Annotated in this window: 24 protein-coding genes; 14 read left to right on the forward strand and 10 right to left on the reverse strand. The window is 44.9% G+C overall.

Annotated elements, in window-relative coordinates:
• Positions 1-251 precede the first annotated feature (251 nt).
• The 3 genes from DXX93_RS06395 to DXX93_RS06405 form a co-directional block, all read right to left on the reverse strand.
• A complete protein-coding gene (locus tag DXX93_RS06395) occupies positions 252-959 on the reverse strand; it encodes a pirin family protein (protein ID WP_116007370.1) in 708 nt (235 codons plus the stop codon).
• Between the two features lie 48 nt (positions 960-1,007).
• Complete coding sequence (locus tag DXX93_RS06400) at positions 1,008-1,973, reverse strand: glutathione S-transferase family protein (RefSeq protein WP_116007371.1); 966 nt, start codon at positions 1,971-1,973, stop codon at positions 1,008-1,010.
• Between the two features lie 124 nt (positions 1,974-2,097).
• Positions 2,098-2,544: a DoxX family protein gene (locus DXX93_RS06405; protein ID WP_116007372.1), complete on the reverse strand. Its 447-nt coding sequence runs from the start codon at positions 2,542-2,544 to the stop codon at positions 2,098-2,100.
• A 177-nt stretch (positions 2,545-2,721) separates the two neighbouring features.
• Here DXX93_RS06405 and DXX93_RS06410 point away from each other — a divergent pair, with 177 nt between their 5' ends.
• Positions 2,722-3,633, forward strand: a complete 912-nt coding sequence (locus DXX93_RS06410) for a LysR substrate-binding domain-containing protein (RefSeq protein ID WP_116007373.1) — start codon at positions 2,722-2,724, stop codon at positions 3,631-3,633.
• 378 nt (positions 3,634-4,011) lie between these two features.
• Positions 4,012-6,384: a TonB-dependent receptor gene (locus DXX93_RS06420; RefSeq protein WP_116007375.1), complete on the forward strand. Its 2,373-nt coding sequence runs from the start codon at positions 4,012-4,014 to the stop codon at positions 6,382-6,384.
• Between the two features lie 76 nt (positions 6,385-6,460).
• Here the strand turns inward: DXX93_RS06420 and DXX93_RS06425 are convergent, their stop codons facing one another.
• Together DXX93_RS06425 and DXX93_RS06430 are read right to left on the reverse strand one after the other, a co-directional pair.
• The gene (locus DXX93_RS06425) at positions 6,461-7,003 is read right to left on the reverse strand and encodes a hypothetical protein (RefSeq protein WP_116007376.1); all 543 of its coding nucleotides are present in this window, start codon (positions 7,001-7,003) and stop codon (positions 6,461-6,463) included.
• 2 nt (positions 7,004-7,005) lie between these two features.
• The gene (locus DXX93_RS06430) at positions 7,006-7,323 is read right to left on the reverse strand and encodes a hypothetical protein (RefSeq protein ID WP_116007377.1); all 318 of its coding nucleotides are present in this window, start codon (positions 7,321-7,323) and stop codon (positions 7,006-7,008) included.
• A 205-nt stretch (positions 7,324-7,528) separates the two neighbouring features.
• Here DXX93_RS06430 and DXX93_RS06435 point away from each other — a divergent pair, with 205 nt between their 5' ends.
• The 4 genes from DXX93_RS06435 (at position 7,529) to DXX93_RS06450 (ending at position 10,833) form a co-directional block, all read left to right on the forward strand.
• Positions 7,529-8,893, forward strand: a complete 1,365-nt coding sequence (locus DXX93_RS06435; RefSeq protein ID WP_116007378.1) for a leucyl aminopeptidase family protein — start codon at positions 7,529-7,531, stop codon at positions 8,891-8,893.
• A 110-nt stretch (positions 8,894-9,003) separates the two neighbouring features.
• Positions 9,004-9,375: a hypothetical protein gene (locus DXX93_RS06440; protein ID WP_116007379.1), complete on the forward strand. Its 372-nt coding sequence runs from the start codon at positions 9,004-9,006 to the stop codon at positions 9,373-9,375.
• Between the two features lie 187 nt (positions 9,376-9,562).
• Complete coding sequence (locus DXX93_RS06445; protein WP_116007380.1) at positions 9,563-9,871, forward strand: putative quinol monooxygenase; 309 nt, start codon at positions 9,563-9,565, stop codon at positions 9,869-9,871.
• Between the two features lie 137 nt (positions 9,872-10,008).
• Positions 10,009-10,833, forward strand: a complete 825-nt coding sequence (locus tag DXX93_RS06450) for an SDR family oxidoreductase (protein WP_116007381.1) — start codon at positions 10,009-10,011, stop codon at positions 10,831-10,833.
• Positions 10,834-10,906: 73 nt separating this feature from the next.
• Here DXX93_RS06450 and DXX93_RS06455 read toward each other — a convergent pair whose 3' ends face one another.
• Positions 10,907-12,256: a serine hydrolase domain-containing protein gene (locus DXX93_RS06455; RefSeq protein ID WP_258872600.1), complete on the reverse strand. Its 1,350-nt coding sequence runs from the start codon at positions 12,254-12,256 to the stop codon at positions 10,907-10,909.
• Between the two features lie 352 nt (positions 12,257-12,608).
• Here DXX93_RS06455 and DXX93_RS06460 point away from each other — a divergent pair, with 352 nt between their 5' ends.
• The 6 genes from DXX93_RS06460 to DXX93_RS06485 all read left to right on the forward strand — a co-directional run bounded on the left by DXX93_RS06460 (position 12,609) and on the right by DXX93_RS06485 (position 19,004).
• On the forward strand, positions 12,609-13,361 hold the full coding sequence (locus tag DXX93_RS06460; RefSeq protein WP_116007383.1) for a sporulation protein: 753 nt from the start codon (positions 12,609-12,611) through the stop codon (positions 13,359-13,361).
• Positions 13,362-13,877: 516 nt separating this feature from the next.
• Positions 13,878-14,411 (forward strand): SRPBCC family protein, encoded by a 534-nt coding sequence (locus DXX93_RS06465; protein WP_116007384.1) that lies wholly within the window; start codon positions 13,878-13,880, stop codon positions 14,409-14,411.
• 147 nt (positions 14,412-14,558) lie between these two features.
• The gene (locus tag DXX93_RS06470) at positions 14,559-14,966 is read left to right on the forward strand and encodes a DUF4019 domain-containing protein (RefSeq protein ID WP_258872601.1); all 408 of its coding nucleotides are present in this window, start codon (positions 14,559-14,561) and stop codon (positions 14,964-14,966) included.
• 148 nt (positions 14,967-15,114) lie between these two features.
• Positions 15,115-15,684, forward strand: coding sequence for a VOC family protein (locus DXX93_RS06475; protein WP_116007386.1), 570 nt, complete (start codon positions 15,115-15,117; stop codon positions 15,682-15,684).
• A 373-nt stretch (positions 15,685-16,057) separates the two neighbouring features.
• Positions 16,058-17,422 (forward strand): helix-turn-helix domain-containing protein, encoded by a 1,365-nt coding sequence (locus DXX93_RS06480; RefSeq protein ID WP_116007387.1) that lies wholly within the window; start codon positions 16,058-16,060, stop codon positions 17,420-17,422.
• A gap of 106 nt (positions 17,423-17,528) precedes the next feature.
• Entirely contained in the window at positions 17,529-19,004 is a 1,476-nt protein-coding gene (locus DXX93_RS06485; RefSeq protein ID WP_116007388.1) for a M20/M25/M40 family metallo-hydrolase, read from the forward strand.
• 330 nt (positions 19,005-19,334) lie between these two features.
• Here DXX93_RS06485 and DXX93_RS06490 read toward each other — a convergent pair whose 3' ends face one another.
• Positions 19,335-21,545 (reverse strand): TonB-dependent receptor, encoded by a 2,211-nt coding sequence (locus tag DXX93_RS06490; RefSeq protein WP_116007389.1) that lies wholly within the window; start codon positions 21,543-21,545, stop codon positions 19,335-19,337.
• A gap of 418 nt (positions 21,546-21,963) precedes the next feature.
• Between DXX93_RS06490 and efpL the strand changes: the two genes are divergently transcribed.
• Positions 21,964-22,536, forward strand: coding sequence for an elongation factor P-like protein EfpL (gene efpL, locus DXX93_RS06495; protein WP_116007390.1), 573 nt, complete (start codon positions 21,964-21,966; stop codon positions 22,534-22,536).
• 114 nt (positions 22,537-22,650) lie between these two features.
• Entirely contained in the window at positions 22,651-23,580 is a 930-nt protein-coding gene (locus DXX93_RS06500; RefSeq protein ID WP_374188925.1) for a M14 family metallopeptidase, read from the forward strand.
• Here the strand turns inward: DXX93_RS06500 and DXX93_RS06505 are convergent.
• The 3 genes from DXX93_RS06505 to DXX93_RS06515 form a co-directional block, all read right to left on the reverse strand.
• Positions 23,549-24,862, reverse strand: a complete 1,314-nt coding sequence (locus tag DXX93_RS06505) for a DUF2252 family protein (protein WP_116007392.1) — start codon at positions 24,860-24,862, stop codon at positions 23,549-23,551. The genes DXX93_RS06500 and DXX93_RS06505 overlap by 32 nt on opposite strands.
• A 129-nt stretch (positions 24,863-24,991) precedes the next feature.
• Entirely contained in the window at positions 24,992-25,807 is an 816-nt protein-coding gene (locus DXX93_RS06510) for an MBL fold metallo-hydrolase (RefSeq protein WP_116009852.1), read from the reverse strand.
• Between the two features lie 267 nt (positions 25,808-26,074).
• Positions 26,075-26,800 (reverse strand): HugZ family pyridoxamine 5'-phosphate oxidase, encoded by a 726-nt coding sequence (locus DXX93_RS06515; protein ID WP_116007393.1) that lies wholly within the window; start codon positions 26,798-26,800, stop codon positions 26,075-26,077.
• Positions 26,801-26,858: the final 58 nt, after the last annotated feature.

Raw genomic sequence — 26,858 nt, forward strand, 5'->3', positions numbered from 1 at the left:
TTAATCATTAGCTGTTTTATAATAAATAGCTTGTATTTCGACAATATTTAAATTGTTGTTACATTATAACACTTGTAAAGGGGTGTTATGTTTGAAGTTTTTGCTGTTTTGTTAAAACAGCTAGTTTGAAGATGCAGTGCTTTTTTCATTTTTTTGATTCTAGTACTTAGGCGAATCCACTTGGGTTCGCCTTTTTTATGCTTGTTTTTTGTGCCGATGGAAAAGTATTAGTACAGTGGCGCTATTGCACTTTAGGGCGCATCAATAATAATTAGCTCGGCATCTGAATGTGCACTAATGGTAATATGTTGCTGGCGAGTGACTTCGGCACCATCGCCTTTTTCCATGCGAATTCGGTTGCTGCCATCAATGATATCGACACTGCCTGTTGATGCCAGAATATACGCTTGGTGCGTGATTTCGTGCTCAAGCTCTGTGCCTCTTGCTAACTTTCCGCCAAATATTCTTGCTTCTTGGTGGATAAAGAGCGCCTTGCCTTTATCTTCCTCATAACCTGACACCAGTATCGGCAAACGGCCATGTGCCGCTTGTGCAGGGAAGCGTTTGCTATCCCAACGTGGTTTAACATTGTGTTGGTTTGGCTCAATCCAAATTTGATAGAAGGTGAGTGGCGTTTTACTCAGGTTATATTCCGAGTGCACTATCCCTGTGCCAGCGCTCATTACCTGAACTTCGCCAGCAGGTGTCACGCCTTTATTGCCTGCGCTATCTTGATGGGTGATAGCCCCTGAGCGAATAAAGCTAATAATTTCCATATTTTTATGCGGGTGTGGCGCAAAGCCAGTGCCTGCGGCCACCCAATCGTCGTTAACTACCCGCAAGGTGCCAAAGCCCATGCGTTTGGGATTGTAATAATGAGCAAAACTAAAATGATGGCTGGACGTTAACCAGCCATGTTTGGCTTTACCTAATTGTTGAAATGGAAAGTGTTTGATCATGATGATTCCTAATAAGTCGTTAAGCACTAATAGCTGCGCAGCGCTGAGCTAGTTGCCCAGCGCTTCGCGATCGTGCGGCGCATCAAAATCTAATACCGGCCCAACTGGCACGACTAAGGTTGGATTAATGGTGCGATGGCTTGCGTAGTAGTGCACTTTTATATGATCAAAGTTGACGGTGCCAGCAACGTTCGTTATTTGGTAAAGCTCGCGCACGTAATTGCTGATATGATGGAACTCACTCAGTTTATTGCGATTGCATTTAAAGTGACCATGGTAAACGGCATCAAAACGGATCAGCGTGGTAAACAAGCGCCAATCGGCTTCGGTTAGCGTATCGCCGACTAAGTAACGATTCACACTTAAATGCTGCTCTAGCCAGTCAAGACTATCAAATAGCGTAAAATAGGCCTGTTCATAAGCAGCTTGTGTGGTGGCAAAGCCAGCGCGATACACGCCATTATTAATGGTGTCGTAAATTTGGTTATTAACCTCGTCAATACGCGCTTGTAACTCGGCTGGGTAATAATTATTCTGGTTTCCGGTCAGCGAATTAAAGGCGGTGTTAAAAATACGGATGATCTCACTAGATTCGTTGTTGACAATAGTGTGCGTTTTCTTATCCCACAATACCGGAACGGTTACACGGCCTTCATAATCCGGCGCGGCTTTTAAATACACTTGATACAGGTAGTCAAAGCCAAAGAGTGGATCTGCTGTTGCGCTGCCTTGCTCGCCAAATTCCCAGCCATTTTCGAGCATTTCCGCTGCTACCACACTAATGCTGATAATGTCTTGCAAGCCCTTTAATTCACGAAAAATAAGCGTGCGATGTGCCCATGGACACGCGAGTGATACGTACAGGTGATAACGCCCCGCTTCGGGTTGATATTGTGCATCTGGTGCATCACTGATTTGATGGCGAAAGCGGCTCTCTTGACGTTCGAATGCGCCTTTACTGTTTTTAGTGTCGTACCACTTGTCTTGCCATTTACCGTTAACTAATAAACCCATGATCTTGCTCCTCTGCTTTAACTCTGTTGTGCTTAACACTTTGCACTAGTTGATTGTGCGCCATTTGGGTGTTGGGTCGCTAACTGGCGCACCGTGTTAATTGTTTAATTGTATTGACAAAAATTTAGTTAATACGCTTAGCGATTAGGTTATCGAGTGAAAAGCGGCCACCGCCTTGGCATACCAATGCCAGGCTAATCGCCAGTAGTGATAAACCAAATTCATAGCCGTTGTTGCTCATAAATAGGCCGTTTTGAAGGTGTACACTGAATATCGCCACCACCATAGTTACCGCAAGTGCCAGTGCTGCCGGGCGAGTTAATAAGCCTGCAATTAACAATAAGCCGCCAAAGAACTCAGCGCTGCCTGCCATAAGTGCCATGAAATAGCCCGGTGCTAAGCCAATTGATTCCATCCACTGGCCGGTGCCATCAAGGCCATAGCCACCAAACCAAGCGAATAGCTTTTGGGCGCCATGGGCGGCAAAAATAATGCCGGCAACTAAGCGTAGTGGTAAGGCTGAAAGCGTTTGTTGCGAAGTTAATAGCGTTTTAATGGTTGCTGTGTTCATTGGTGATTCCTCTTGTATTTGTTCAAATGTTTTACGGTCGTTTAAGGTGTTTACTGAATACTTCCTGAAACGTTGAGGGTATTCTACGAGCTTAAATTGGCTGGAATAACCGTCATTGTTTGACTAATATGTTCAAAAAATTTGAATGGTTTATTTTGCTCATGTTGAGGAGCTGTGATGTACAAAAGTCCAATTACATTAGAAGCCTTGTTAGTGCTTGATGCGATCGATAATCGCGGCAGTTTTGCGGCCGCCGCTGAGCAGCTTAATAAAGTGCCCTCGGCATTGTCTTACATCGTACAAAAGCTGGAAGAGCAGCTTTCAATCACCTTATTTGTTCGTCAAGGGCGTCGCTCCGTATTGACCCCAGCTGGCCGACATTTACTGGAAGAGGGGCGAAAGGTGCTGGGCGCCGTCAGTAAAATTAGTGAGCAAGCACAAACTATCGCCCATGGCTGGGAGCCAAAGTTTCGTATTGGTATCGACTCGATTGTAGACAACCAGCCACTCATGGAAGTACTGGCGAAGTTCTTGTCAGACTATCCAAATGTTGAAGTCGATATCAGTGAGCACGTCATGAGTGGCACGTGGGAAGCCTTACAGGAAGACAGGGTGGATATGGTGATTGGCGCGCCATCGCCAGTGCCAAATCATCAAGGTATTCGAACAGTTGCATTGGGCAGCTTATCGCAGGTCTTAGTGGCTGCGCCAAACCACCCGATTTCGCGTTTGCCAAGTCCAGTTACCAAAGCTGATATCGAAGATTATCGCACCATCATTGTGCATGACTCGGCGCGCAATGCCGTCCCTTGGACAAGTAATGTAATTGAGCAAAGCCAGCATTTTTACGTGACCAGCGTGAGCCAAAAAATAGCCGCGATACAAGCCGGCATTGGCGTTGGCTTTTTACCTAAGGCAAGAGTAGCCCACTTGCTGGCAGATAAGGTGGTATCCGTTATTCCCACTGAGACGCCACCGATAGAGGCCGTATTTTATATGGCTTGGAAAGTGGTAAACAAAGGAAAGGGGTTACAAGCGCTCGTGAGCCAAATCACCGAGTCTCATTATTATGCGGAAAAATCCGGCTAAAGCGCGCAAAATCAGCTCATGCCTAACGGCCATCACACCAAGTTTAAAAACGATTTATTTGGGGTAAAACTTGTCGCTCGTAAATACCACACTTTAGGTATTGGCAGTTGTTTTCTGACTCACTCGTCTATTTTTGTGAATCAAAATTTACAACTAATAATCAGTAACTTAGCGATAAAAAGAATTGCCAAAAATGATTGCAAGGTGAATTTTTTTCATTTATACATATTCAGCGCTCAAAATTAGAATTTTCGCTCTAATGGTCAAAATCAACACAATAACAACAATAATCAGGCGATGGCGTAAAGACTTTTCAGGGGAGTATTAAACACAGATCTGAAAGGTTGTCCTTAGAAACCTTTGAAGGAAAAAAGAAACATGTATAAAAAAGCCAAGTTACCGGCGCTAATCAGCGCGGTATTGGGAACATTGGCCGCTCCAGTGTATGCTCAAGAAACTGACAACGATGAAGTTGAAAAAATCGTCGTTACCGCCACCAAACGAGCTGCCAGCATTAAAGAAGTTCCATTTTCAGTCAATGCACAATCACAAGCCGATATTGAACGCGCAGGTGCCACCAACCTGGAAGAATTATCACGCAACGTTGCTGGTTTAACGATTCAAAACTTAGGGCCAGGTCAAAGCCAAGTCGCTCTGCGTGGTGTCTCTGCGGGTCAAATTGTTCGCGACCAACCGGGTGTAAAAGAGCAAGTAGGTGTGTATCTTGACGAGAGTGTCATCTCGCTATCGCTATTTACCCCTGATATCGACTTATACGACTTAAACCGAGTGGAAACCTTACGTGGCCCACAAGGTACCTTGTTTGGCTCTGGCTCCATTGGCGGCACAGTGCGTTACATTACTAACCAACCAGAATTAGACACCTTCGAAGGCTCATTCGAAGGTAACGTCAATCAACTCACCGATGGTGAAGCGGGTGGTCATTTAAAAGGGATGATCAATATCCCGTTAGTAGACGACACCTTGGCACTGCGCGCCGTCGCTTATTCAACAGAATATGCTGGTTTTATTGATGCTTTCACGCCAAATGGCAAAAAAGAAGATGTGAATAGCGGTAATCGCACTGGTGGCCGCGTGGCATTAAAATGGCAACCACTGGATAACTTGACCATTACGCCGCGCGTTGTATTTCAATCAATTGAAACCGATGGCTTTAATCGCCAAGAAGCATTTAACTTATATGCTAACCCGTATACGACAACACGTCCAGCGATTGATTTTAACGAACGCGAGCAATATTTATTGCTGGATGAAAGCTTCGAAGACGATACCACGATTGCAGATGTTACTGCCGAGTTAAATTTAGCTACTTTCGATGCGACTTTTGTTTACAGTTATACAGATCGCGAAATACTGGTGAGCCGTGATGCCAGTGCGTTAACTGGCAGTATCAGTATTGATTTAGGTTTCCCAGAAGCAGCGTTTGTGCTGCCGTCTAACTTACAAGACCGCACTGACATTGAGCAAGACACTTTTGAATTGCGATTTAGTTCGAATACCGACAGTGCATTCCAGTGGTTAGTCGGCGCGTTCTACTCAGACACCCAGCGCGAATACAATCAGTTTTTACCAACACCGGGCTATGATGCCTTCACTGATCGCACCTTAGGGGCTGGCGTGGCGGCAGCGACTGCCAATGGTTTCCCAAGTGATTCGCCATACAATGCCAGACTGCCGTATGACCTCGAGCAAATTGCGATTTTCACTGAGTTAAATTACGACGTCACTGATCGCTTAGTGTTAACTGTAGGCAGCCGTTTCTATGACTATGAAGAAACCCGTCGCTTCACCACGGGCGGTGTATTCTCTAATGGTGACGACCAAGTTGATGCCACTGAATCGGATGGTTTCACCTCAAGAATTATCGCTAATTACACGTTAAACGAAACAGTAAACTTAAACGCTCAAATCTCACAAGGTTTCCGTTTAGGTGGTGTTAACGATCCACTGAATCGCAGCTTATGTGACAGCCAAGACTTGGCCGTGTTTGGCGATTTTCAAGCATATGACGACGAAGAGCTGATCAACTATGAAGTCGGCGCGAAAGCACAAAGCAAAAATTGGAGCGCTAACGTTGCGCTATTCCACACCGACATTGATGATTTGCAAGTGACCTTAGATGCGGGTTCATGTTCGTCGCGTATTTCATTCAACGTGCCCAAAGCCCATACCACTGGGGTAGAATTTGAAGTGACGCGCCAAGCAACTGAGCAGCTGTACTTAACACTATCAGGCTCTATTTTAGAAGCCGAGTTTGACTCTACTGTGCTAGATTCGGGTGGCAATGTCTTAGGTGGCGTGCAAGATGGTAACCGCTTGGCATCAGTGCCTGAGGTTCAATTCTCGATTGCGGGCACCTATGATTTCGCTAAACCATTATTTGGCTCTGATTACACTTACCTGTCGGCGTCACTGCAATATGTTGGCGATCGCATTACGCAGCCAAGCGACCAAGTTGCAGGGGCGGGTAACTTTGTCTCTGGCCTAGCATTTGCTGGTGCAACAGGCACCGAAGTGACGGAACTAGACTTAGAGCTTGATGATTACCAAGTGCTAAACGTCAGCACAGGCTTAATCTACGAAGACTGGGAGTTAGTGGCGTACGTCAACAACCTAACGGATGAAAACGCTAACCTTGCACTTGATCGCGAACGCGGTGGCCGTGCACGTTTGGGTTTTAGTACCAATCAGCCACGCACTTTTGGTGTCACGTTTAGGAAATCGTTTTAATCATGGCTAAAGCCTAAACAAGGTCGCTAAACAAGAAAGGAGCTAATAACTAACTAGCTCCTTTTGTTCTAGGTTACTAGTAGGTTATTCTTGCCAATATTTCTAAAAGTTGTTTGTCATCATATTCGCCAGTAATTTGGTAAATGATGTCACTGCCTATTTTGTTTAAGTACACTCTATCGTAATCAATATTGCTTCCTGTTATCGTAAACGCAAACAAATTGCCTTTTTTATAGACCTTCATTTTATTCGATTCGTTGATATCAAATGCCTGCTTTATGAGTGCTAATTTTTCAGTTTTTAAGGTGTTACGATACAAGCCCAAGAAAAAATCATGCACAGAGACATTGAACTTTTTATGGAGGTTAGAAATAGCAATATTTGGCGGGTTAAGGCCGATAGTCAGCTCATCTTCGCCATTAGAAATGGTGACAGTGTGAGAATTTAAACCAAGAAAATCAACCTTATCTAGCGTGTTCTTTGGTACACAATAAGATACGTCTACAATTTTTAATGTCAGGTCACTTTCAGTGCAGATTGATTTTGGGTATTCAGCCAAATCATGTGAAGAAGCAGTACTAGGTATAATTGCCAGTAGCAGCGAGATTATAGCTTTCATATTTAAATCCCCATTGCCGCAAGTTGTATCTTGGTCTTGTAATTTCTGACAACTTCCTTGGCACAAGTGAGAGACTGCTTTGTGCTTATTTGTCTGAGTGAACTTTTAGTGAAGTGCTTAACAATCCAACTAATTGTAGCTTTACCACCTGTTGGTCTAGGAACCCAATTTAGTGCATCTGAGCATTGCTGGGTTGCTATTATCATTTCACCGAAGACTTGAGCGACTTTTTCATTCACACTGCCCTTAAAGGTCAGATTTAAGCCTGCTCCACTGTAGAAAGCGTTGATTGCATTTTTTACTGCGATATGGTCATTCATCACTAAATTCCTTTTTTGAGTAAATGATATAGAACATTCAATTGTTCAATTTGTACTTCATGAGGCTAACATACTGCGTTTAAAATGCAATTTAGTACTTTCTTTAGTGGGATTAAGCTGTAAAAGCTGGCAAACCGTTTACCTTGCCCGTTAATTTGTTTAACGTTGCACTAAATTCTCCTAGATAACCCTTTTGAGCATAGTGATGACACAACTAATTAACGCACAAAGCACGGGCATTCCGTTATACGTGCTAACCACAGAAGAATATGATATTTGGCTTGGCAAGCAGAGCGCAGCTGCACAAGCGTGGCTAGCCAATACTGGCTTTCAAGGAAAAGGCGTTGCTACTTTACCTGATGAAAGCGGCAGCCTTGCGGCGGCAGTCATGGTTGTTGCTAATGCGAGCGAATATTTCGCCTGTGGTGATTTAGTCAACAAACTGCCTGCGGGTCAGTATTTATTGGTAACGGATGACGCCAACAAGTCTGCTGTGGCATTTGGTTGGTGTGTTGGCGGTTATCGATTTGATCGCTATTTATCAAGATCTGAGGGGAAAACACTCCCTGTACTGGCGATTGCCGATCAGGCACTGGCTGATGAGGCGAATAAGCTGAGCGAAGCAACGGCTTTGGTGCGCGATTTAATCAATACCCCAGCTGCCGATATGATGCCACAGCACTTAGCCCAGACCTGCCAAGCGTTAGCGGATGAGTTTGGGGCATCATTTAGCGAAATTGTCGGTGATGACTTATTAACAGAAAACTACCCGACTATTCATGCGGTTGGCCGTGCCAGCTGTCATGCCCCGCGTTTATTGGATTTACGTTGGGGGGATAGCAAGGCCCCTAAGGTCACGCTAGTCGGTAAAGGCGTATGTTTTGATAGCGGTGGTTTAGACGTAAAACCTGCATCGGGCATGCGCTTGATGAAAAAAGACATGGGCGGTGCAGCGCATGTACTTGGCTTAGCGCGTATGATCATGGCGTTTGGCTTAAATATTCAACTACGTGTGATGATTCCAGCTGTCGAAAATGCCATTGCTGGCAATGCCTTTAGACCGGGCGATGTGATCACCACGCGCACTGGCTTAAATGTTGAAATTGACAACACAGATGCAGAAGGGCGCTTAGTACTTTGTGACGCATTAGCCGATGCCGCCGATGAAAAGCCTGAGCTGATCATCGACTTTGCGACCTTGACAGGTGCAATGCGTGTCGCTTTAGGCACTGAATTACCGGGCTTTTTCGCCACTAACGATGAAACGGCAAACGGCATTAGTAAAGCCGGTGAAGGTGTGCAAGATCCCGTGTGGCGTATGCCACTGCATCAAGCGTATCGCGATATGCTAAACAGTGATATTGCCGATATGACTAATTGCGCCAATGGCCCGTTTGGCGGCGCAATTACCGCTGCGCTTTACTTGCAAGAGTTTTTGCCGCAGGAGTCTGATTGGTGCCATTTTGACGTGATGGCGTATAACGTACGTGCCTTACCGGGTCGCCCGAAAGGTGGTGAAGCCTTTGGTATTCGCGCTGTGTTTGGCTATTTACAAACGCGTTTTGGTTGATAATTGGCCCCAATTGTTTGTTGAGCGGCGACGCTATACTTGCCAGATAATGACTGCCATTAGCTGATAAGAATCGCGTTGTTCGTTTTTGCCCATGAAGGTGGTTTGCCATGAGTAAAGTTGGCATCTTTTGGTATGTTCAGCGCAAGCTGATCTATAAGTGCACTTTGGCTTCGTCACAAGTGGCAGATGAGTTAGGCTTGATCGATGCGCCTTTTACTCATCTTGAGGAATGGGAAGAGCAAAAGCTATACCGCAAGTTTTCGCTGTCACTCGAAGAGACTGAATATCAGCAATATCCAAGAGGGCGTGTTGTTTTTGATACCAAAGACAACCGAGCAAAGGTATTTATCGACAAATCCATTTTCAGCCGTGGGGTGTGTGACGATATTTGTGGGGCTTTCCAGCTGGACGCTACCCAAGTGAAATGGTTTAGCGACCCCCATTATCGCGTCTTTGGCGCAGACGCTATCAAGGACTAAAGCTGCAAAGTATGCTAGCAATGAGCTAAAACATGCGAGGGAGAAAGTTTCTATCGACTAATGCAATGAGCTGTTCGCTGCATGTTGCTCGCAGAAAACCTCGTAACAGCCTAACTGCTGGTGCATTGCATTGTCTGGCAAAGACACCACGTAATTAACATCAACATCGCCCAATAGGAAACAGACTATGACAAATAGCACTGCACAACCGTTAACGATTGTCGCCAATATTTATGCAAAACCAGATAATGTGGAACAAGTTAAAACCGCATTGAATAAATTGGTGCCAGCAACCAGAGAAGAGCCCGGCTGTGTGCAATATGACTTGCACCAAAACAATGAAAACCCCGCGCATTTTATGATGTACGAAGTGTGGCAAGACACGCCAAGTTGGCATGCACACATGGAAGCAGAAGCGTTAAAAACGTATCTCGTCGAAGTGGATGGGGCGATTGAGTCGTTCACGGTTGATCAAATGACACAAGTGGCTCGCTAGTCGCTACTAGCACCGAGTGTTAAGCGGTTGTCGTGCAACTATCCATACAGAAACTGATATCAGCACTTACTTTAGCGGTGTTTTAGGGTAGGCTAGAGCTAGTCTTCATTATTTAAATAAAGTAACTGATAAAAGCTATGGCTAAATCAATTCTCATTACGGGTTGCTCTTCGGGTATTGGCTTGCATGCTGCGTTAACGTTAGATGCTCGTGGTTATCAAGTGTTTGCTGCGGTGCGCAGTCCAGAAGATGTTGAAACCCTGACCGCAAAAGGGCTGAACGCCTTTCATCTGGATTACACAGACACAGACTCAATTACGCGCGCACTAGGTGCGGTGTTAGCGCTAACCGGCGGCACGCTTGATTATGTGTTTAACAATGGCGCTTACGGCCAACCTGGGGCGTTAGAAGATTTACCAACAGACGCATTAAAAGCGCAATTTGATGCCAATGTCTTCGGCTGGCACGAGCTAACCAAACAAGTGTTGCCAATCATGCGCGCGCAAGGGCATGGTCGTATTATTCAATGTAGCTCAGTGCTTGGCTTTGTTTCTATGCCTTATCGCGGCGCTTACAACGCGTCAAAATATGCGCTAGAAGGGTTAACCGACACATTGCGTTTAGAGCTGATGGGCACTGGTATTGACGTCGTATTGATTGAGCCAGGACCAATTAACACAGCGTTTCGCGCCAATGCCCTAAAAGCCTTTAAGGCCAATATTGATATTGAGAGCAGCATTCACCGAGCTAGCTATGAACAGCAGCTAGCGCGCTTAGCGGCAGAAGAGTCGAACGCAAAATTTGCTTTAGAGCCAATTGCGGTCACTAAAGCGCTGATTCAGGCGCTGGAAAGCAAACGTCCGAAAGTTCGCTACCGCGTCACCTTCCCAACGTATCTTTTTGCTTATCTCAAACGTCTGCTGCCAACACGCTGGCTAGATAAATTACTTGTTAAAGGGTAATTCACTGTCAGCTAATCAAAAATAGCTAAATTACTGTGTTATTTCAGTGGCTAAAATCGCGTGCAAGTGTTGGTTAGAAATGATTCGCAAACACTTTACCTTCGCGCTTTGCAGGCTGAGTTGGTAGCACTTGGTTACTGCTGCTGGCAATTTGGCGTGGCTCAGCTATACGATGTGCACTTGCCCAAAAATCACTCGAAATTTTATTGATCGCATTTGATTCTGCGTTAATCAATAGAGCAAAACCTATGCCCAATGCTGGTGAGTAGCCAATATCCGCGCGAAAGCCTTCGACCCAGCCTGAATGGTAAATAATTGGATAGTCGTCAAACTTGTAAATACGCCAGCCATAACCATAGTGGGCATCTTTTAGGTGCGAGCGCCAATGCCTGCGTTTTAAATCTTTGCGCGTGCGAATACGCGGTGTTGTTAGCTCAGCAAGTAGCGCTGGCGAGAGCACTTGCGGTTTATGTCCTAAATTAGCAATTAACCAATTGGCTAAGTCGGTAATGCTCGCGTTTACACCCGCAGCGGGGGCAACTTTGTAGTAGTCAGGTGATACGTAAACCTCACGCCAAACATAGCGGCGAATGGTCTTGCCGTTCTTATCTTTTTTGCCTGTGTTAATGCGTTTTCGCAAGATATGAGGCTTTGCGGTATTGCTATTATCGCGATACACGTCAATGCCAACGCTGGCATTGACCATATTGAGAGGCTTAAATACTCGCTCGCCCAATAACTCGCCATAGCTTTTGTGTTGGCTTGCTTCAATGGCTGGCTGCAAAAAACCGTACGCAATATTTTGATAGCCGTAACACTTTTCGGGTTCGCATATGGGGTCAAGGCGATCAAAACGGCCAATCACTTTGTCCATACTCCACTTTTCGTGCAGCAAGTTATCATAAGTGTTTGGCATTAAGCCGCTGGTATGGCTGAGAATGTGTTTGAGCTTTATTTTTTCTGCTTTGCCAGCTGTTTTTAGCCGAAAGTGGGGAACGTATTTGGTGATTGGATCGTTCAGCGATAGCTTTTGCTCTTGTGCCAGCATAGTGGTTAACGTGGCGGCAAAGGGTTTAGACACCGAAGCCAGCCTAAACACTGTGCTGTAATTTACCTTTTGGCTTTTTGCTTTATCAATATGACCAAAGGTCTCTATCGCAGCAATGCGATCGCCTTTGATGATCGCGTAAGCGCCACCGGGAATACTGTAATGGTTGAGCGTTTGTCTAACTTTTTTAGCTAATTGCTGATTAAATTTGCCTATTTGCTGGGGGTGGTAAGAACTTTGTTGCTTAGCCTGCACCGCCCCAAGGCTAAGGCTCCACACGCAAGACAGCCCAATAGCCGATGAAATGACTTTACTTGCTTTTGCTTTAACCAAGCGGTTAGGGAGTGAAAAAGTAGAGAAAACAGACGCTAACAAAGAAAAACTCACAAAACTAGACAAAAAATCGTTCACAAAGCCGCTAATTCTAACGATTACGGCGTGAAATAAAAAGTTATTGTGTGGCGCGTTCAGCGAATAATCGCAACGGAACGGCCTTTATCCATTTCACATGACCCAGCCTACCTACTCAATTGGGCATTGGTTTGGCTGCGTGAAGTTGTAGTGCATAGTTGCAAAGGGGGCTGTAATGGATACTTGTAATGCAAATCTGACAATCTTTACTGGATTGACAAATCCTGTAGTAGATATTGTTTTGCAATTATCATTTGGGACGATTAGATTAACGGCCAACAAAAAGAATACGATACAACAGGTTTAAGGGGAAGTTGTGTTAAAGAAACTACTAGCCAGTGTGGGCATTGGCAAGGCAACGGTCGATGCGATTTTATTATCTGATAGTTTGCGTGCCGGCGATGATTTTGATGTCGAAGTGGTTATCACGGGCGGTGACGTTGCGCAAGAGCTCAATGCGATTGAGCTGGCGGTAATGGCGCAAGCGAAAACCGAGGCGGATGTTGGCGATAATGAAATCACCTACAACAAAAGTGTGGTCTTGCAGCATTGGCAGCAAACATTAAACGTCACTGTCGCACCGGGCGAGGTGATTACGCGCCAATTTACGTTGACTTTACACCCTGAAACGCCAGCGACAGAGTTATTTGGTCAGCAAATATCTAAAGTGTGGTTACAGACTGGGTTAGACATTAAAAACGGTATCGACGGCTCAGATAAAGATAGCCTTTACATTCGACCTTCTGCGACGCAACTTGCGGTTTTGGATATGGTGGAGCACAGTGGTTACACCTTGTTTAAAGTGGATATCGAAGCGGGCGGTGTGCGCGGCCAAGGCTTCAGTTCACACTTGCCTTGTTACCAAGAGTATGAATTTAAACCGCAAGATCGTTCGTTATTTGGCGCGAGAGAGCTGGAAGTCACCTTTGTTGATAACGGCAGTGAAACCGGTGTGTTAATTGAAATTGATCGTGCTTTCTTAGGTGATGGCTATCGCAGCGTTTCTATTCCGAACCACTGTACAACCATTAATGATGTGCGCCCATACTTAGAGCGGTTATTGTCGTAACAGCCATAGCTTTGCTAAACCCAAGCTAAATCTAAGTTAAACCTGAGCTAAATCTCTAAAAAGTTCAGTGGCTAACACTGCCTTAATCAACAAGTGAGACAATCGTTAGTTACTGAACTTCTAATGTTAACTTTCTGAATATTAATACAAAACCCTTCGCAAAAGCCCATCACTCAAGCTCGTCAATTCAGCCAAGCCAGTAGCCTAATGGTGTTACTACTAGTGCTTCTTTAACTTTTTTTTAAAAGAAAATAAAAAATGTGAAAGTAATTTCACATAGTGGTGGTCAATACCATTAATCATCGAGTTTGTTGCTGTTAACGCAGCATTGCTCGCTCCCTCTTCCTAGTGCGTTTTTTAATATCTTTTTCGCACTTCCTTTGTGCTTCATGGATGAAGCCAATTTTTTAAACAAGCTTGCGTATCACTCATCTCCACAAGTACCTATCCACCAATTTGCAAATCTATCAATGCTAAACCACACTGCGAAGACAATGATAAAAAAGGACATTAACCATGTTGAAAAAAGTTGCCTTAGTAATTGTTGTCATTATTGCGCTACCTTTGATAGTCGCTTTGTTTTTGCCGGATAGTTATGAAGTAGAGCGACAGGTTACCATCAACAAACCCAAGGCTGATGTTTATGCCTATATAAAGTCATTAAAAAACCAAAACTTATACAGTAAGTGGGCGCAAATCGACCCCGATATGGTAAAAAGTTTTCGCGGCACTGACGGACAAGTCGGCTTTGTTTCTCGCTGGGAGTCTGAACATCCTGATGTTGGCACCGGAGAGCAAGAAATTATCGCGATGCAAGACGGTGAACGCATTGATTACGAGTTGAGGTTTATCAAGCCGTTCGAGGCAATATCACCTGCCTATATGGCAACAGAGTCAGTGACCAATTCACAGACATTAGTGCGTTGGGGCTTTCAGGGGCAATTAGATTACCCGATGAATTTGATGTTTCTGTTTGTCGACTTTAAGCAAGTGATTGGTGACGATTTACAGTTTGGCCTAAATAATCTAAAGACAATTTTAGAAGAGTAGGTGGTAATCACTATGCCTTCTCTCACTGAGCTTTATCAATGAGTGACAACACATCACACAACACTTGAACTGTTGTAAGTGAATAAACAGTGTTTTCTTTTCACATCAAGTTTTTAAATCAAGTTTTACATCAACAAAAGGAACGACATGATGAAAACCTTACTTATCTTAATCGTCTTACTCTGGGCAGCACCTGTTACAGCTGCTGAGCAAGGATTATCTCTTGCGAAAAGCACGGGAGCAAGCTGGCTACAGCTCATTGATCAAGGCCACTATGATAAGAGCTGGCAACAAGCTGATGCTTTCTTTAAAGCCCAGCTCTCCAGTGATACTTGGCAGCATGCACTCGGCGGTACAAGAGCACCGTTGGGTAAAGTGTTAACGCGTCATCAGAAATCAAGCCAAGCCCTTACCTCATTACCGGGAGCGCCCGATGGTGAATATTTAGTGCTTACCTTTAGCACTGAGTTCGAGCACAAAGCCAAGGCTGTCGAAACGTTAACCCTAAGCAAACAAAGTGGTCAATGGCGGGCAATAGGTTACTTTATTAAGTAGCCAGTTTAATTATCGATTGATTATAGCTCCGTCATTGGTCGACAAAAGTTGGCCAGTTGTCGCATACCGTCTACTTAGCGCTCATTTAGGTGAATAGATTTTGGTGGTTAGCCGTTCTAATCGAAAAATTATGACAATGAGATCGGCAATGAAAACAAAATTACTTAACAATAAAGGTGCCGTGCGCACTGGCTTGTTTACTAGCGCAGTGACAGCGGGGTTAATCAATGCAGCCGTTGCTGTAGTTTGCAGCACAACAGCTTATGCTGCTAATTCACCATCACAGGCAACTAACCCGCAAACAGCCAAACAACAAAGCCTGATTGGCGGCGTCGATCATGTCGGCCTTGCCGTGTCGAATTTAGAAAACTCTAAAACGTTTTTCACTGAGACGTTAGGTTTTAAAGTGCTGGGTAAAGACGGTGATTATCCCGCTTACTTTCTCAATAACGGCGCAATTACCGTCACCCTTTGGCAAACCACTAATGGTGATAAGGCAACGCCGTTTAACCGCAAAACTAATGTCGGTTTGCATCATTTAGCGTTCCAAGTGGAAACGCTGGAAAAGCTAAACCAGTTACATGACAAGCTAAAAGCTACCGCTAGTGTAACCATTGAATTTGCACCTGAAAACCTAGGTCGAGGCCCCACACAGCATATGATGATCCGCGAGCCAAGCGGCAATCGTCTTGAGTTTATTACCCGCGTGCGCAGATAGCTTACTGTCTTGATGAGATAGATCGAAATACCAACGTTTTTATACAAACGTGGTGCAAGTTGTTCGTCAGATAGCGAAATGACTGAAAACGTGGCCAATGCCGCACAACAAGCGAAGGCATTGGCCAACGTTCAGCATCGCTAAATGCTTAGCTCACCAAGTTTACGGGTTAGTGCTTGAAGTCGGATAATGATAGCGCCCGTTGCTTGGCGCTATTTCGGATGTATTCCGTTGATTTTTTATGCTAATGTTTCTTCGTTTGTTTTGTCATAGAGTTCACTCAGCATGTGCATTTAGCAATCTCACCTAATGTTGATATCAAACAGGCAACGAGCAGGAGCATAAGGCAAGATAGAAGGATAAGTAACCATCAATGGAAATTATGGCCGTAGAAAACCTCGTCGATTGGTTTGTTAAGCCGCATTCATTAGCGCTTTATCATCTCGTTGTTATTATTTGTGCCTCGATGGCCGTTAGTATTGCCGCTACCGTTTGCTGCAATTCAGTGCTTGACCGTGTAAGCCGTTTTTACGCCGCTACCTTGTTGGTGCTCAGTAGTGCATTTGCCTTCAACTTTGTCTTGTTCGATGTCAACCATCATTGGCTGGCACAGGAGCGTTTTTATTTTTCTTCACTGCAAATGTGTTTCGGTCCGTTACTGTATTTATATACCTGCAATTTAACGACAAGTCATCATCGTTGGCGAATGGGCTACCTGCTACATTTTGTACCTGCGCCTTTGTTAATGTTGCTCTGGTGGTGGCAACTTCCCGTGAGTCAAACATCGTGGTTGGCATTGGATTGTTGGGTAAACCCCAATTGTCAGCCGCTTGCTGCCAGTAGAACATTGCACAAATGGTTGGCTTATACGTCGATGTTTGGTTACGGGCTATTGGTTTTAGCAAGGCTCAAGTCTCATCAGGTTAACATTAGAGACTATTTTTCGGCGATTGAAGATATTCAATTGCGCTGGCTGTCGGTCGTAGCATACTGTGCAATTGTTAGTATGCTAGCGTCAATCAGTTATGAGCTGCTCAGTTATTTTGCTTTGGTACCGCGATATAGTCAAAACCTGTTATTTGCGATTACACCAACTGTGATCCTACTGCTTTTTGCCTTTTTCAGTAGCCACCAAACTAAACCGGCAATTGAACAACTAAAAGAAGAGCTGATAGCGTTAAAAACACCGGTGAGTAACACGGTATTAACGGAAAAATCGCCTGCAGAGCAGGAGCTAAATCACCAGCATGCAGTTTCAGCCAGTGCTCTAGACAAGCCAGTTGCTGATGGCTCAAGTGATAACGATGATAAAGAACCTGAGGTTGAGGGAAAATACCGCACCAGTAGTCTAACCACTCACGCGGCTGCACAACTTTGGCATAAAATTACCCAGTATGTTGAGCGCGATAAAGCATTTCTAACCCCGGGTCTGAAAATTGTCGATATCGCGAATGCATTAGAACATCCTGTTCACCATATTTCAGAAACTATTAACGGCTACGCAGGTTTGTCGTTTTACGATCTTATTAATCGTTACCGCATTGTTGAAGCGGCTAAATACTTGCGCCATCACTCTGAAAAATCAGTCACAGAAATTGGTTATGACGTTGGCTTCAATTCAACCTCAACCTTCTTTACGCACTTTAAAAAACACTTTGCACAAACACCCAAAAAATACCGTCAGCAAGCACTAAGCGCCGATTCAGGCGAAAATACTGCGATTAAAACAACCGATTAATCCTATTTAACAAGACAAAAAACTCCTAATTTACAGAGTCAGAAGAAATAGAGGTAAATATTCGTTTAGATAGCCATACTTTGAACCGCACTAAAAAAGATGGACTATGGTTAAGCAATTTGGATTAAATGTATTTTTGGTACTGCTGATTTTCGTTTCAGCATTATGCACCCGCACTGTGATTTATGTCACCGAGGCGCAAAACGATAAAAAACAATCTGCTGGCGCACAGGCAGTATCAGGTAGTACGAGTCAACTATCGATTGATGTTGGCCAAGCACAGCGCCATTTGGCTGAAGCGTTGCGCTTTAAAACGATTTCACATTTTCAACCGGCACAGAGAGATTATCAGCCGTTTATCGATTTTCAATTGTGGTTTGCTCAACGTTACCCACGATTACATCAACAGTTAGCGCGTACGGTGATTGCTGATCATACCATGCTGTTTCATTGGCAGGGCCAAAGCAGTGAGCAATCAGCACTGATATCAGCACACTATGATGTCGTGCCAACACCGAATGCCCAGCAATGGCAATACCCACCATTTTCGGGGCAGATTGCCGATGGCTATATTTGGGGGCGTGGTGCGCTGGATAACAAGGGCGCTGTTATTGCGATTGCAGAAGCTATCGAGCTAGCGCTAGCGCAAGGGATTGTGCCTCAGCACGATTTGTATATAGCGTTTACTCATGACGAAGAAATCGGTAGCCTTGATGGTGCGCAAGGAGTCAGCCAGTACTTTACCGAGCGTGAGATAGCGTTAGCCTGGTCATTGGATGAAGGCTCCTTTGTCTTTACCGGAATGTTTCCCGGCGTTGATGAGGCCGTCGCGTCCATCAATCTTTCCGAGAAAGGCTACCTTAATGTGACGTTAACCGCACATGCAGAAGCCGGCCATTCCTCTATTCCACCACAAGCCACAGCCGTTGATATTTTGGCCTCAGCACTGGTAAATATTCGCCATATGCCAATGGACAACAACATTGATGAGCTGACCAATGCCATGTTTAAGCAGTTAGCGCCTTACATGTCGTTTGATAAACAGTTGGTGTTTGCCAATCAATGGTTATTTGGTGGCCTGCTGGAAAACCGTCTAGCGGCGAACCCAATCACCAATGCGTTAACCAATACCACAGTAGCGCCGACTATGCTAAGCGGCAGTATTAAACCTAATGTCTTGCCGCAAACTGCCGAGGCAGTGATTAACTTGCGTATTCACCCCAAGCAGACCGTAGCGCAAGTGGTTGAACACCTTTCTACAGCCATTAACGATAAGCGTGTTAGTGTGAATGTGATGCGTGAGATGGAGGCTTCTAAAGTTGCCGATTACCAAAGTAAGAGCTTTAAGCTGCTGGCAAAAACCACTCGCACTGTATTTGATAACCCAGTGGTCATTCCGGGCTTGACGGTCGCCGCAACAGACAGTCGGTATTACAGCCAAGTGGCACAAAATAGTTATCGTTTTAATCCTATCCTGTTATCAAAAAAAGAATTGGCGGGCTTTCACGGCTTAAACGAACGCATCAGCACTGATAACCTGCATAAGTCGATCATGTTTTATTACACGATTTTTAATCAGTAATACCAGGGCGTTGAATTGACAGCGGCGACTAACGCGTCAATTCAACATGCTCCAGCAATAACTCTAGGCTAGCAGCAACTTATAATAGTCAGTTTATCAATTGGTTTGGCATGCACTATTTCTTATTGGAGCTCGCGGTTACTAAGGCTTAAATATTGTCAATGTTTTTGCGCTGAGCATCGTTGTTATAGTAAAAGTTAATTGGCGTATGAGCTGGGGAATAAAAGAGGAAGCTGCGAGTTACAGCGCTCATTGGTCAGATAAAAATAAGCCGGCGCATTATGCAATGCACTGGCTTATTACTGACAAAGGAAATTTGTGATTAATAATTTAAAACTGGTAGTTAAACTCGACACCATAGGTGCGAGGCGCGCCTCTAAAGTGTCTGATCGTGCCGAGAAAATCTCTGCCAGTGCGAGTCAGATAACTCTCATCCGTTAAGTTTTTAACCCACAACGCCACTTCCCAAGTATCTTGTTCACTGGTTAGGCTAAGGCGAGCATTGATGGTGTTATAGCTGTCGACTTCACCAAAGCGGACTTGTGTGCCATCAACTAAATCACGGCTGCTGATATTATCAACGGTATCATAGAAGTCTGAGCGATAAGCATAGTCGAGGCGAGCTAATAATTGTGCATCCAAGGCTTGAATATAGTGATGGTACTGTGCTCCTAGGCTAAAAGTAACGTCAGAAACAAAGGGTAAGTCATTGCCAGACGCGTCTGAGCCATTTGGTCCACCGCCGGGAAAGCTTTCAAACTCACCATCGAGTAAGCCAAGTGAGGCAAAGGTTACCCAGTGATCGTCAATATTGTAAGTTAGCTCTGCTTCAATACCTTGGGTTTTCACCTCGGCAGCATTCTCAATACTGATCGACGTACCACCATTGTCCAGCTCAATAAATTGGTTCACTTGGTAGTCGTCGTAAAAGGTTTGGAAAGCCGCGAGCGTAAAGTTCAAGTCACCGCCCAATAAATGACCTTTTAGCCCTAATTCGTAGTTATCAACGGTTTCTTTGTCAAATTCAATCCCTTGGCTTAGGGTGTCAGCCGTTAAAAAATCTAGGTTATAGCCACCGCTTTTATAAGCGTTACCGTATCTAAAGTAAGCATATAAATAGCGGTTAAATTCATAATTAATGCTCAAAGTAGGCGCTAAATGCACATCCTTTCTACTATCTACAACAGTTCCCGTTGCGACACCAAATGCCGGAGCACCAGCGCCGTCAATCAACCAATCAACCTCTTTTTCTTCGGTTGAGTAGCGTATACCAAAACCTAATTTCCAAACCTCAGACAATTGATAGCTACCATTGATAAACGCAGCGTAACTGGTGGTATCAACATCACCGTCGGTGATCACCGGCGCTGAGACACCGAGCAAACCGCCTTGCTCACCTCCGATAACGGCTCGAGTGCTGGTTGCCGCTTGATCATAATAATACAGGCCGAGAACGTACTTAACATCTCCGCTATCTGGCGAAATTAATTGTAGCTCCTGACTAAACTGCTCATAGCTATCTTGATAATTAATGGTCACTAAGTCGATAGGGGAGTAATCGGTATCGTTAATATATTCAATATCGCTATCGCGTTGGGCGGTAATACTGCGCACGGCAAAGCCACTATCGAGTTCCCAATCAAGGGATAACGAGCCCCCTTTGATGTCGCGATCTTCATAGGGGTTTGTGCCTGTTGCCGTTTCAAATTCACCCAATTCAATGGCTGGTGAGGTTACACCAAAAGGATCGGTGACAGCTTCTCCGGTGTAAGAGAGTCGATCACCGGTTAGTGCATCAACCGATAAGCGGGCTTCAAAACGCTCGTCATCAGCAACGTACAACAGCTGCGCCCGAATTGAGCTATCGTCAAGCTCATTGATATCATCCCCGGTGATCTGGTTTTCAACAAAGCCATCACGTTGTTGTTTACTGATGGAGACTTTTGAAAATAAGTTGTCGGTTAGCGGTATATTGGCAAGTAAGGCAACTTCTTTCGCGCCGTAATTACCAAATGAGGTGTTAATCTTGCCAGTGAATTCGTCATGGGGTTTGGTGGAAATTAAGTTAACGGCTCCGGCAACGGTATTTTTACCAAATAAAGTGCCTTGTGGCCCGCGCAGAACTTCAATGCGCTCTAAATCAAGGAGTGCTTGGTTTAACGCCGGTGATTGCCCTAAATAAACGCCGTCAAGATAAACCCCCACGCGTGAATCAAAGCCAATATTGCGGCTGTTTGAGCCAACACCTCGAATCGATACGCGAGCGGTAAAGTCAGAGCCATCACTCATCGTAAAATTCGGAATATACTGGGCCACATCTTTAAGTTGTTGAACACCCGTTTGGTGCATATCTTCTGCGCGAATATTGGTCATGGCAATAGGTACTTCAATTAACCGCTCAACCCTTTTTTGCGCGGTAACGGTAATAACCTCTGGTTCTTGTGTGGATGCATCGAGGGGCGGGGCAGCTTCGTCTTGAGCAATAGCGGCAGCGCTTAATGCGGTGGCTATGCTAGCAACTAAAAATTTTGGTCTGATCATGATTCTCTCTGTCTTATTTTTGTTAGCGATTGAGTAAGAAAGCGGGAATAATATCACCGTCAATGGCTGCTACTATTTACCGCCATTAACAAGATAAAAGTTGTCTAATGCAAAAGAATCTTGATTTGTAAATTTTGAGCTTTTGGCGAATGATTTTTTATTAATTTGCAAATTAACATAAACTAACACGTTGTTTTTTATTAATTTGTTAGTTGATGAAGGGTAATGAATAAGCAGTGGTTTTATTGCCTGGCTCGCCGTTTCAGTCGCTTATATTGTGTCTTCTAATAGTAAAACGCACAGCACAGTTCGATGCGTATAGCGTCGAATTGCGCTTTATTTTTGATATCACCAGCGGCTGTATTCCATTGATTTTTATGCTAACGTTTCGCCGTTAATTTTATAAGGAAGCTTACTTATGCCAAAGGCAAGTGATATTAAGAAAAATGCCGCAATTGAATATAACGGCGGCGTTTATTTTGTTAAAGATATTGAGCGCTCTGTCCCGCAGGGCCGTGCAGGTGGCAGCTTGTACCGCATGCGTATGTACAATGTGGTGACGGGGCAAAAAGTTGATGAAACCTTTAAAGATGTCGACATGCTAAATTTAGCCGATCTTGTTCGCCGTCCAGCGATGTTCTCTTACCTTGATGGTGACGAGTACGTGTTTATGGACAATGAAGACTACACCCCATACAACATGAACAAAGAATCCATTGCCGACGAAGTCTTATTTATTGACGAAAGCACGCAAGGTTTGCAAGTGATTTTGGTGGATGGTAGCCCAGTTGGTCTTGACCTACCTTCAAGCGTAGAGCTTGATATTGTTGAAACTGACCCATCAATTAAAGGCGCTTCAGCCACTTCTCGTACGAAACCTGCCACCTTATCTACCGGCTTGATTGTACAAGTGCCTGAGCACATTTCTAACGGTGATCGCATTAAGGTGAACACGGAAGAGAAACGCTTTATGAGCCGCGCTGATAAGTAATCAAGCAGCCATCACGGTAAGACATTAGGTAGCGAGCCATGTGCTCGCTTTTTCTTGCCTAAAACAACATGCGCTAATGTTCGTGGCGCAAACAAGACAAAAAGGTAATTGATCATGTCACAGTATCCAATTGGCACGTCTGGCCAGAAGTGGGGCGAAAAAGAGCGTGCTTTATGGCTGGCAAACCAATCAGTTAAACGCTCTTATCACGCAGAAGTTGAGGCAAAAATTGAGCTGCTAGCGAGCGATTTTATTGTCGAAAACTATGGCACATTGGCTTATGAAACAGGCGACTACCAGCTTTGGGCAATAAAAAGTCCTAATTGGAGCAATACCAAACAAACCTTACTGGTCACGGGTGGTGTTCACGGTTATGAAACCAGCGGCGTGCAAGGAGCAATACGTTTCGCTCAAACGAAAATGTCGGCGTATGCCCAACATGTTAATATCTTGGTGTTACCATGTTTGAGCCCATGGGGCTATGAAACTATCAATCGTTGGAACCCCGAGGCAATTGATCCTAACCGCTCCTTCTATGCCAATAGTCCAGCGCAAGAGTCAGTCTTAGCAATGGCTTATGTTGCTGGCTTAGGTGATGATATTGATATTCATATTGACCTGCACGAAACCACAGATACTGACAACAGTGAGTTTCGACCAGCCCTTGCCGCACGAGATGGTATTACCCAAAACAACTGGAATATTCCCGATGGCTTTTACTTGGTGGGTGACAGCGAAAACCCACAGCCAGCGTTTCAACTCGCGATGATTGAAGCTGTCGCTAAGATCACGCATATTGCCCCTGCCGATGAAAATGGTGAAATTATTGGGGCACCAGTTGAGCAACACGGCGTGATTAACTACGCGTATAAACCGTTAGGCTTATGTGCCGGGCTTTCTAATGCGAGGTTTACTACCACCACAGAAGTTTACCCAGATAGCCCAAAGGTGGACGATGAAAACTGTATTTTGGCGCAGGTTGCCGCGATTACCAGTGGTTTAGATTACGTCATTAACCAGCAAGCATCGTCTCAAGCGCTTTAGTGTCTGCTTGAACTTGCTGTGCGTAGCGCTGGCAAACGTCAATAAGTTCGCCCTGAGCACTGGGGAGCACTTCAACAACCGCTTGTTCAAATAACGTTGAGCGGCGATCGCCACGGCAATGCGCAAGCGCTAGGCTTTGACCACAGGCTTGCGCATATTGACTAAAACCATGCTTGTGCACGGCTTTTTTCCCAAGGCCAATGTGCTCAGGCTTAATACCTACCTTCGCATGATGGCGAGAGCGCACTAACCAATGTTGTCCTCGCCACTCCACTTCATCTAACACCAAGTCTGGACTGCGCTGCATACGGCGCTGACAATTCACCGTTAGGTGCGCAGCATTTAATTGATTAATCGGGGACAATTTGGGGAAGTAGGCAAGCGGGGCAGCGTGGCGCTGCTGTTTAACTTCAACGATATGGCATAGCGATAAGTGGCTTTGGGCTGCCTCTTGGGGGCCAACAAGCAAATAGTAGCGCCCCATATTGACAGAGCCTGTGCCTGCGTTTAAGCGGGCAACAATATCGTGAATATGATCATCAACATAAGGGCGGAACTTGGTATGTATCGCCTGATATTCATCATCAGTTAACCTCTCGAACTTTTCAGGTAAGTGCGCAAAACAAATCCCTTCGTCGGTTAAATCAACCGCCTTAGCCAAGGCACTTTTGCTGTAAAATGTTGCGCCATTAGCAGCTCGCGACTGGGCTTTAACTAAATGTTTATGCAGTAGATGTTGCTCGTCGAATTCGGTAAGTGCTTGATAACGAGTTTGTGGACTAGCAAGGCATTGTTGGCAGGTTTCAAGATAACGGGTTAAAAATGCACTCGCAGCGGCTGTGGCAGCTGCTGAGCTTACGACGGGTTTGGATGAATAGTCTTTTTCCGCACCAATCTCGGCAGCTTTTACGCCTTGGCAATGGTGCTGCGTCAAAAATAAGCTGGTAATAAATCGGGCGAGATCCCAGCTGGCGTGACCGAGACAAGCATCGTCAAAATCATTAGGGCTAAAAATAACGGTATCGCCGTGCGCGCCTTCTTCGGTTAAAAAGCCAAAGTTAGCAGCGTGGCAATCTCCCATAATAGTGGTCAGTGGTAGCGTATTTAAAGGCGCTGGCAGCGTTAGTGTACCTGCTTGAATATCCGCATAAAACAAAGGCGCCGAGCCGCGAAAGAAAACAAATGGGCTAGTCGCCATTTTTTTGTGCTTATCGATACCTTCGCTTGGTAAAGCGTTGTCGGTTTGTTGTAAACATTGGCGGAGAAAAACACTGCGATCCATAAAACACATTTCCTTAATACTTGAAAACAAGTACCTAAATTATTTAGCTAAGCAGTTAGTGGTTAACGCTTAACACTTACCACTTAACGTTTAGCGTGTAACATTTAACTCGTGATATTAAGCAATAGCTTAGCGGCCAAATAGCACTTTTCTAAGTTTTATTTTTACTGAGCGCCAATGCGTTAATGGTACTTTAGGGGCGCGCTCAAATAAGTGCTGGTAATCATCATCACTCGGGTGCACCTCGCCTCCATGCGCCAGCATAATGCCGCTGGGGGACAGCGCTTTAATACGGTGCAATGAAGCTTGATAGCGATTGGGGTAGAACAAGGGGAATGGCGGAATGTAGCGACCTTTTACCGTGACCATTAGATCGGCAACGTAGACCTTGCCCGTCGGTTGATGATAAAGCGACAAGTCTCGGTCAGTATGTCCCTGTGTAAACAGTGCCTGCCAATCGCTAAACATTGGCAGTGTTTGCCCGTCATCTAATTTGATATCTGGCGAGAGTTTTGGGTTGTACCACAGGTTGCGCTTGCCTTTGCCTTTGCGTTGCCCAACCCAGTTTGCAAGCGCGATATCAGCCAAATGCATCAGTTTCCCGTCAAGGCCACTGTACCAATGGCCATCAACATTAGCTGCTGCGATTTTACACCCGGTAAGTTTACGCAGCTTATGAGCGGCGCCTGCGTGATCTGGGTGCATATGCGTAACAACGACAAGCTTTAACGCTGAAAAAGGCAAGGTTAACGATTGCTCAATAAAACCCTGAATCGCGCTTATATCGGCACGACAACAACCATCAAGCAAGAGGAGTTTGTCTGCTTGTTTGACCAAATAAATTGACTGAATATAGCCCGTTAATTCGAATACTGTCGTGTTATCAGACAGCACTTTGGTGCTGACAAGAGCAGGGTTTTCTAGAGCTGGTGCGGTTGCTGTCATCATAAGCTCGTTGCTTTTTGGAACTTGTAATTATCTCGATATTATTATCGAAAACCGCAGTAAACATCAATTTCTGGTCGGATGAGCTCAATTTGCCTCAACAAATATCAGGCATCTCAAAGCGCCTGGCAAGGGCAGGCACTTAACTGTTATTTATCTTCTTCGCTATAAAAAACAGCCAGAAAAAGCGCCTACGAAAAACACATAGAAAAACGCTTAGATAAAATCGCTAAGTTGGCCTGCCAGTATTAGCGACAATGCCAGAGCTTACGCTAAAGCTTCACGGGCATCGTGGGTTAATTTAACCAGTGCTTTGCGAACATCCGTGGCGGTTTCGCAAGGCTGCTCAAAATCAAGCCAGAAGTTACGCTCCTTGCTTTGCAGAAAACAGCCGTCAGCAAGTACTCCCGCCATGGTGGGTTGCTCGTCATCAATATTAAAGTGTTGTTTGAGCATCAGCGCCATTGCATCTTGATGATCTTCGTTCATATGCTCAATCATATGCTGTTCGCTGGCATTGTCCCAAGGGCTTTGCGGCGCTTGCCATTCGTCTTTTTCTAACCAGAAAATTTTACCAAAACCACCAATATAGCGAACGCGCTTTACTGTTAGTTGCCACAACTTAAAGTCGTGCGCCTGCTTGTAGCTTTCTGCGGCAGGATACAGGCGCACGTACTTGTCAATCAACGCTGCTTGCAACTCTGCGTCTACTGGCGTGGTATCACCAACGATGGTGACACGCCCTTGGGTGTTCTGATCCCCTTGGTCTGCCTGATTAAAAATAGTGATCGACATTTTAGGATCTAAAGTTAGGTTTTTAGCGTGCTGAGCAATATCGCTAATGTAAAAGTACAAACTGCCATCGCTATCGCACAAATAAGGGCTAACCGAACCAAATGGGTAGCCTTTTAAATTATTGGAATGGGTGGCAATAACGCCAACGCCTGTGCTTCTGACTAATTGTTTTGCTTCATATAAAGCTTGTTTTCGCATGTTATTCTCCGAAATCGTCGCAGGCTTCCGTGGTATTGGTGACGAGCCAGCGTTTTTA

The organism is Thalassotalea euphylliae, assembly GCF_003390335.1.
Taxonomy (GTDB): domain Bacteria; phylum Pseudomonadota; class Gammaproteobacteria; order Enterobacterales; family Alteromonadaceae; genus Thalassotalea_F; species Thalassotalea_F euphylliae_B.

Coding starts and splice junctions, on each gene's coding strand:
- efpL (WP_116007390.1), top strand. CDS start 21,964: ATGCCAAAGGCAAGTGATATTAAGAAAAATGCCGCAATTGAATATAAC.
- DXX93_RS06445 (WP_116007380.1), top strand. CDS start 9,563: ATGACAAATAGCACTGCACAACCGTTAACGATTGTCGCCAATATTTAT.
- DXX93_RS06515 (WP_116007393.1), bottom strand. CDS start 26,800: ATGCGAAAACAAGCTTTATATGAAGCAAAACAATTAGTCAGAAGCACA.
- DXX93_RS06430 (WP_116007377.1), bottom strand. CDS start 7,323: ATGAATGACCATATCGCAGTAAAAAATGCAATCAACGCTTTCTACAGT.
- DXX93_RS06410 (WP_116007373.1), top strand. CDS start 2,722: ATGTACAAAAGTCCAATTACATTAGAAGCCTTGTTAGTGCTTGATGCG.
- DXX93_RS06475 (WP_116007386.1), top strand. CDS start 15,115: ATGAAAACAAAATTACTTAACAATAAAGGTGCCGTGCGCACTGGCTTG.
- DXX93_RS06485 (WP_116007388.1), top strand. CDS start 17,529: ATGGTTAAGCAATTTGGATTAAATGTATTTTTGGTACTGCTGATTTTC.
- DXX93_RS06435 (WP_116007378.1), top strand. CDS start 7,529: ATGACACAACTAATTAACGCACAAAGCACGGGCATTCCGTTATACGTG.
- DXX93_RS06440 (WP_116007379.1), top strand. CDS start 9,004: ATGAGTAAAGTTGGCATCTTTTGGTATGTTCAGCGCAAGCTGATCTAT.
- DXX93_RS06465 (WP_116007384.1), top strand. CDS start 13,878: ATGTTGAAAAAAGTTGCCTTAGTAATTGTTGTCATTATTGCGCTACCT.
- DXX93_RS06470 (WP_258872601.1), top strand. CDS start 14,559: ATGATGAAAACCTTACTTATCTTAATCGTCTTACTCTGGGCAGCACCT.
- DXX93_RS06480 (WP_116007387.1), top strand. CDS start 16,058: ATGGAAATTATGGCCGTAGAAAACCTCGTCGATTGGTTTGTTAAGCCG.
- DXX93_RS06510 (WP_116009852.1), bottom strand. CDS start 25,807: ATGACAGCAACCGCACCAGCTCTAGAAAACCCTGCTCTTGTCAGCACC.
- DXX93_RS06505 (WP_116007392.1), bottom strand. CDS start 24,862: ATGGATCGCAGTGTTTTTCTCCGCCAATGTTTACAACAAACCGACAAC.
- DXX93_RS06425 (WP_116007376.1), bottom strand. CDS start 7,003: ATGAAAGCTATAATCTCGCTGCTACTGGCAATTATACCTAGTACTGCT.
- DXX93_RS06405 (WP_116007372.1), bottom strand. CDS start 2,544: ATGAACACAGCAACCATTAAAACGCTATTAACTTCGCAACAAACGCTT.
- DXX93_RS06500 (WP_374188925.1), top strand. CDS start 22,651: ATGTCACAGTATCCAATTGGCACGTCTGGCCAGAAGTGGGGCGAAAAA.
- DXX93_RS06420 (WP_116007375.1), top strand. CDS start 4,012: ATGTATAAAAAAGCCAAGTTACCGGCGCTAATCAGCGCGGTATTGGGA.
- DXX93_RS06490 (WP_116007389.1), bottom strand. CDS start 21,545: ATGATCAGACCAAAATTTTTAGTTGCTAGCATAGCCACCGCATTAAGC.
- DXX93_RS06450 (WP_116007381.1), top strand. CDS start 10,009: ATGGCTAAATCAATTCTCATTACGGGTTGCTCTTCGGGTATTGGCTTG.
- DXX93_RS06400 (WP_116007371.1), bottom strand. CDS start 1,973: ATGGGTTTATTAGTTAACGGTAAATGGCAAGACAAGTGGTACGACACT.
- DXX93_RS06395 (WP_116007370.1), bottom strand. CDS start 959: ATGATCAAACACTTTCCATTTCAACAATTAGGTAAAGCCAAACATGGC.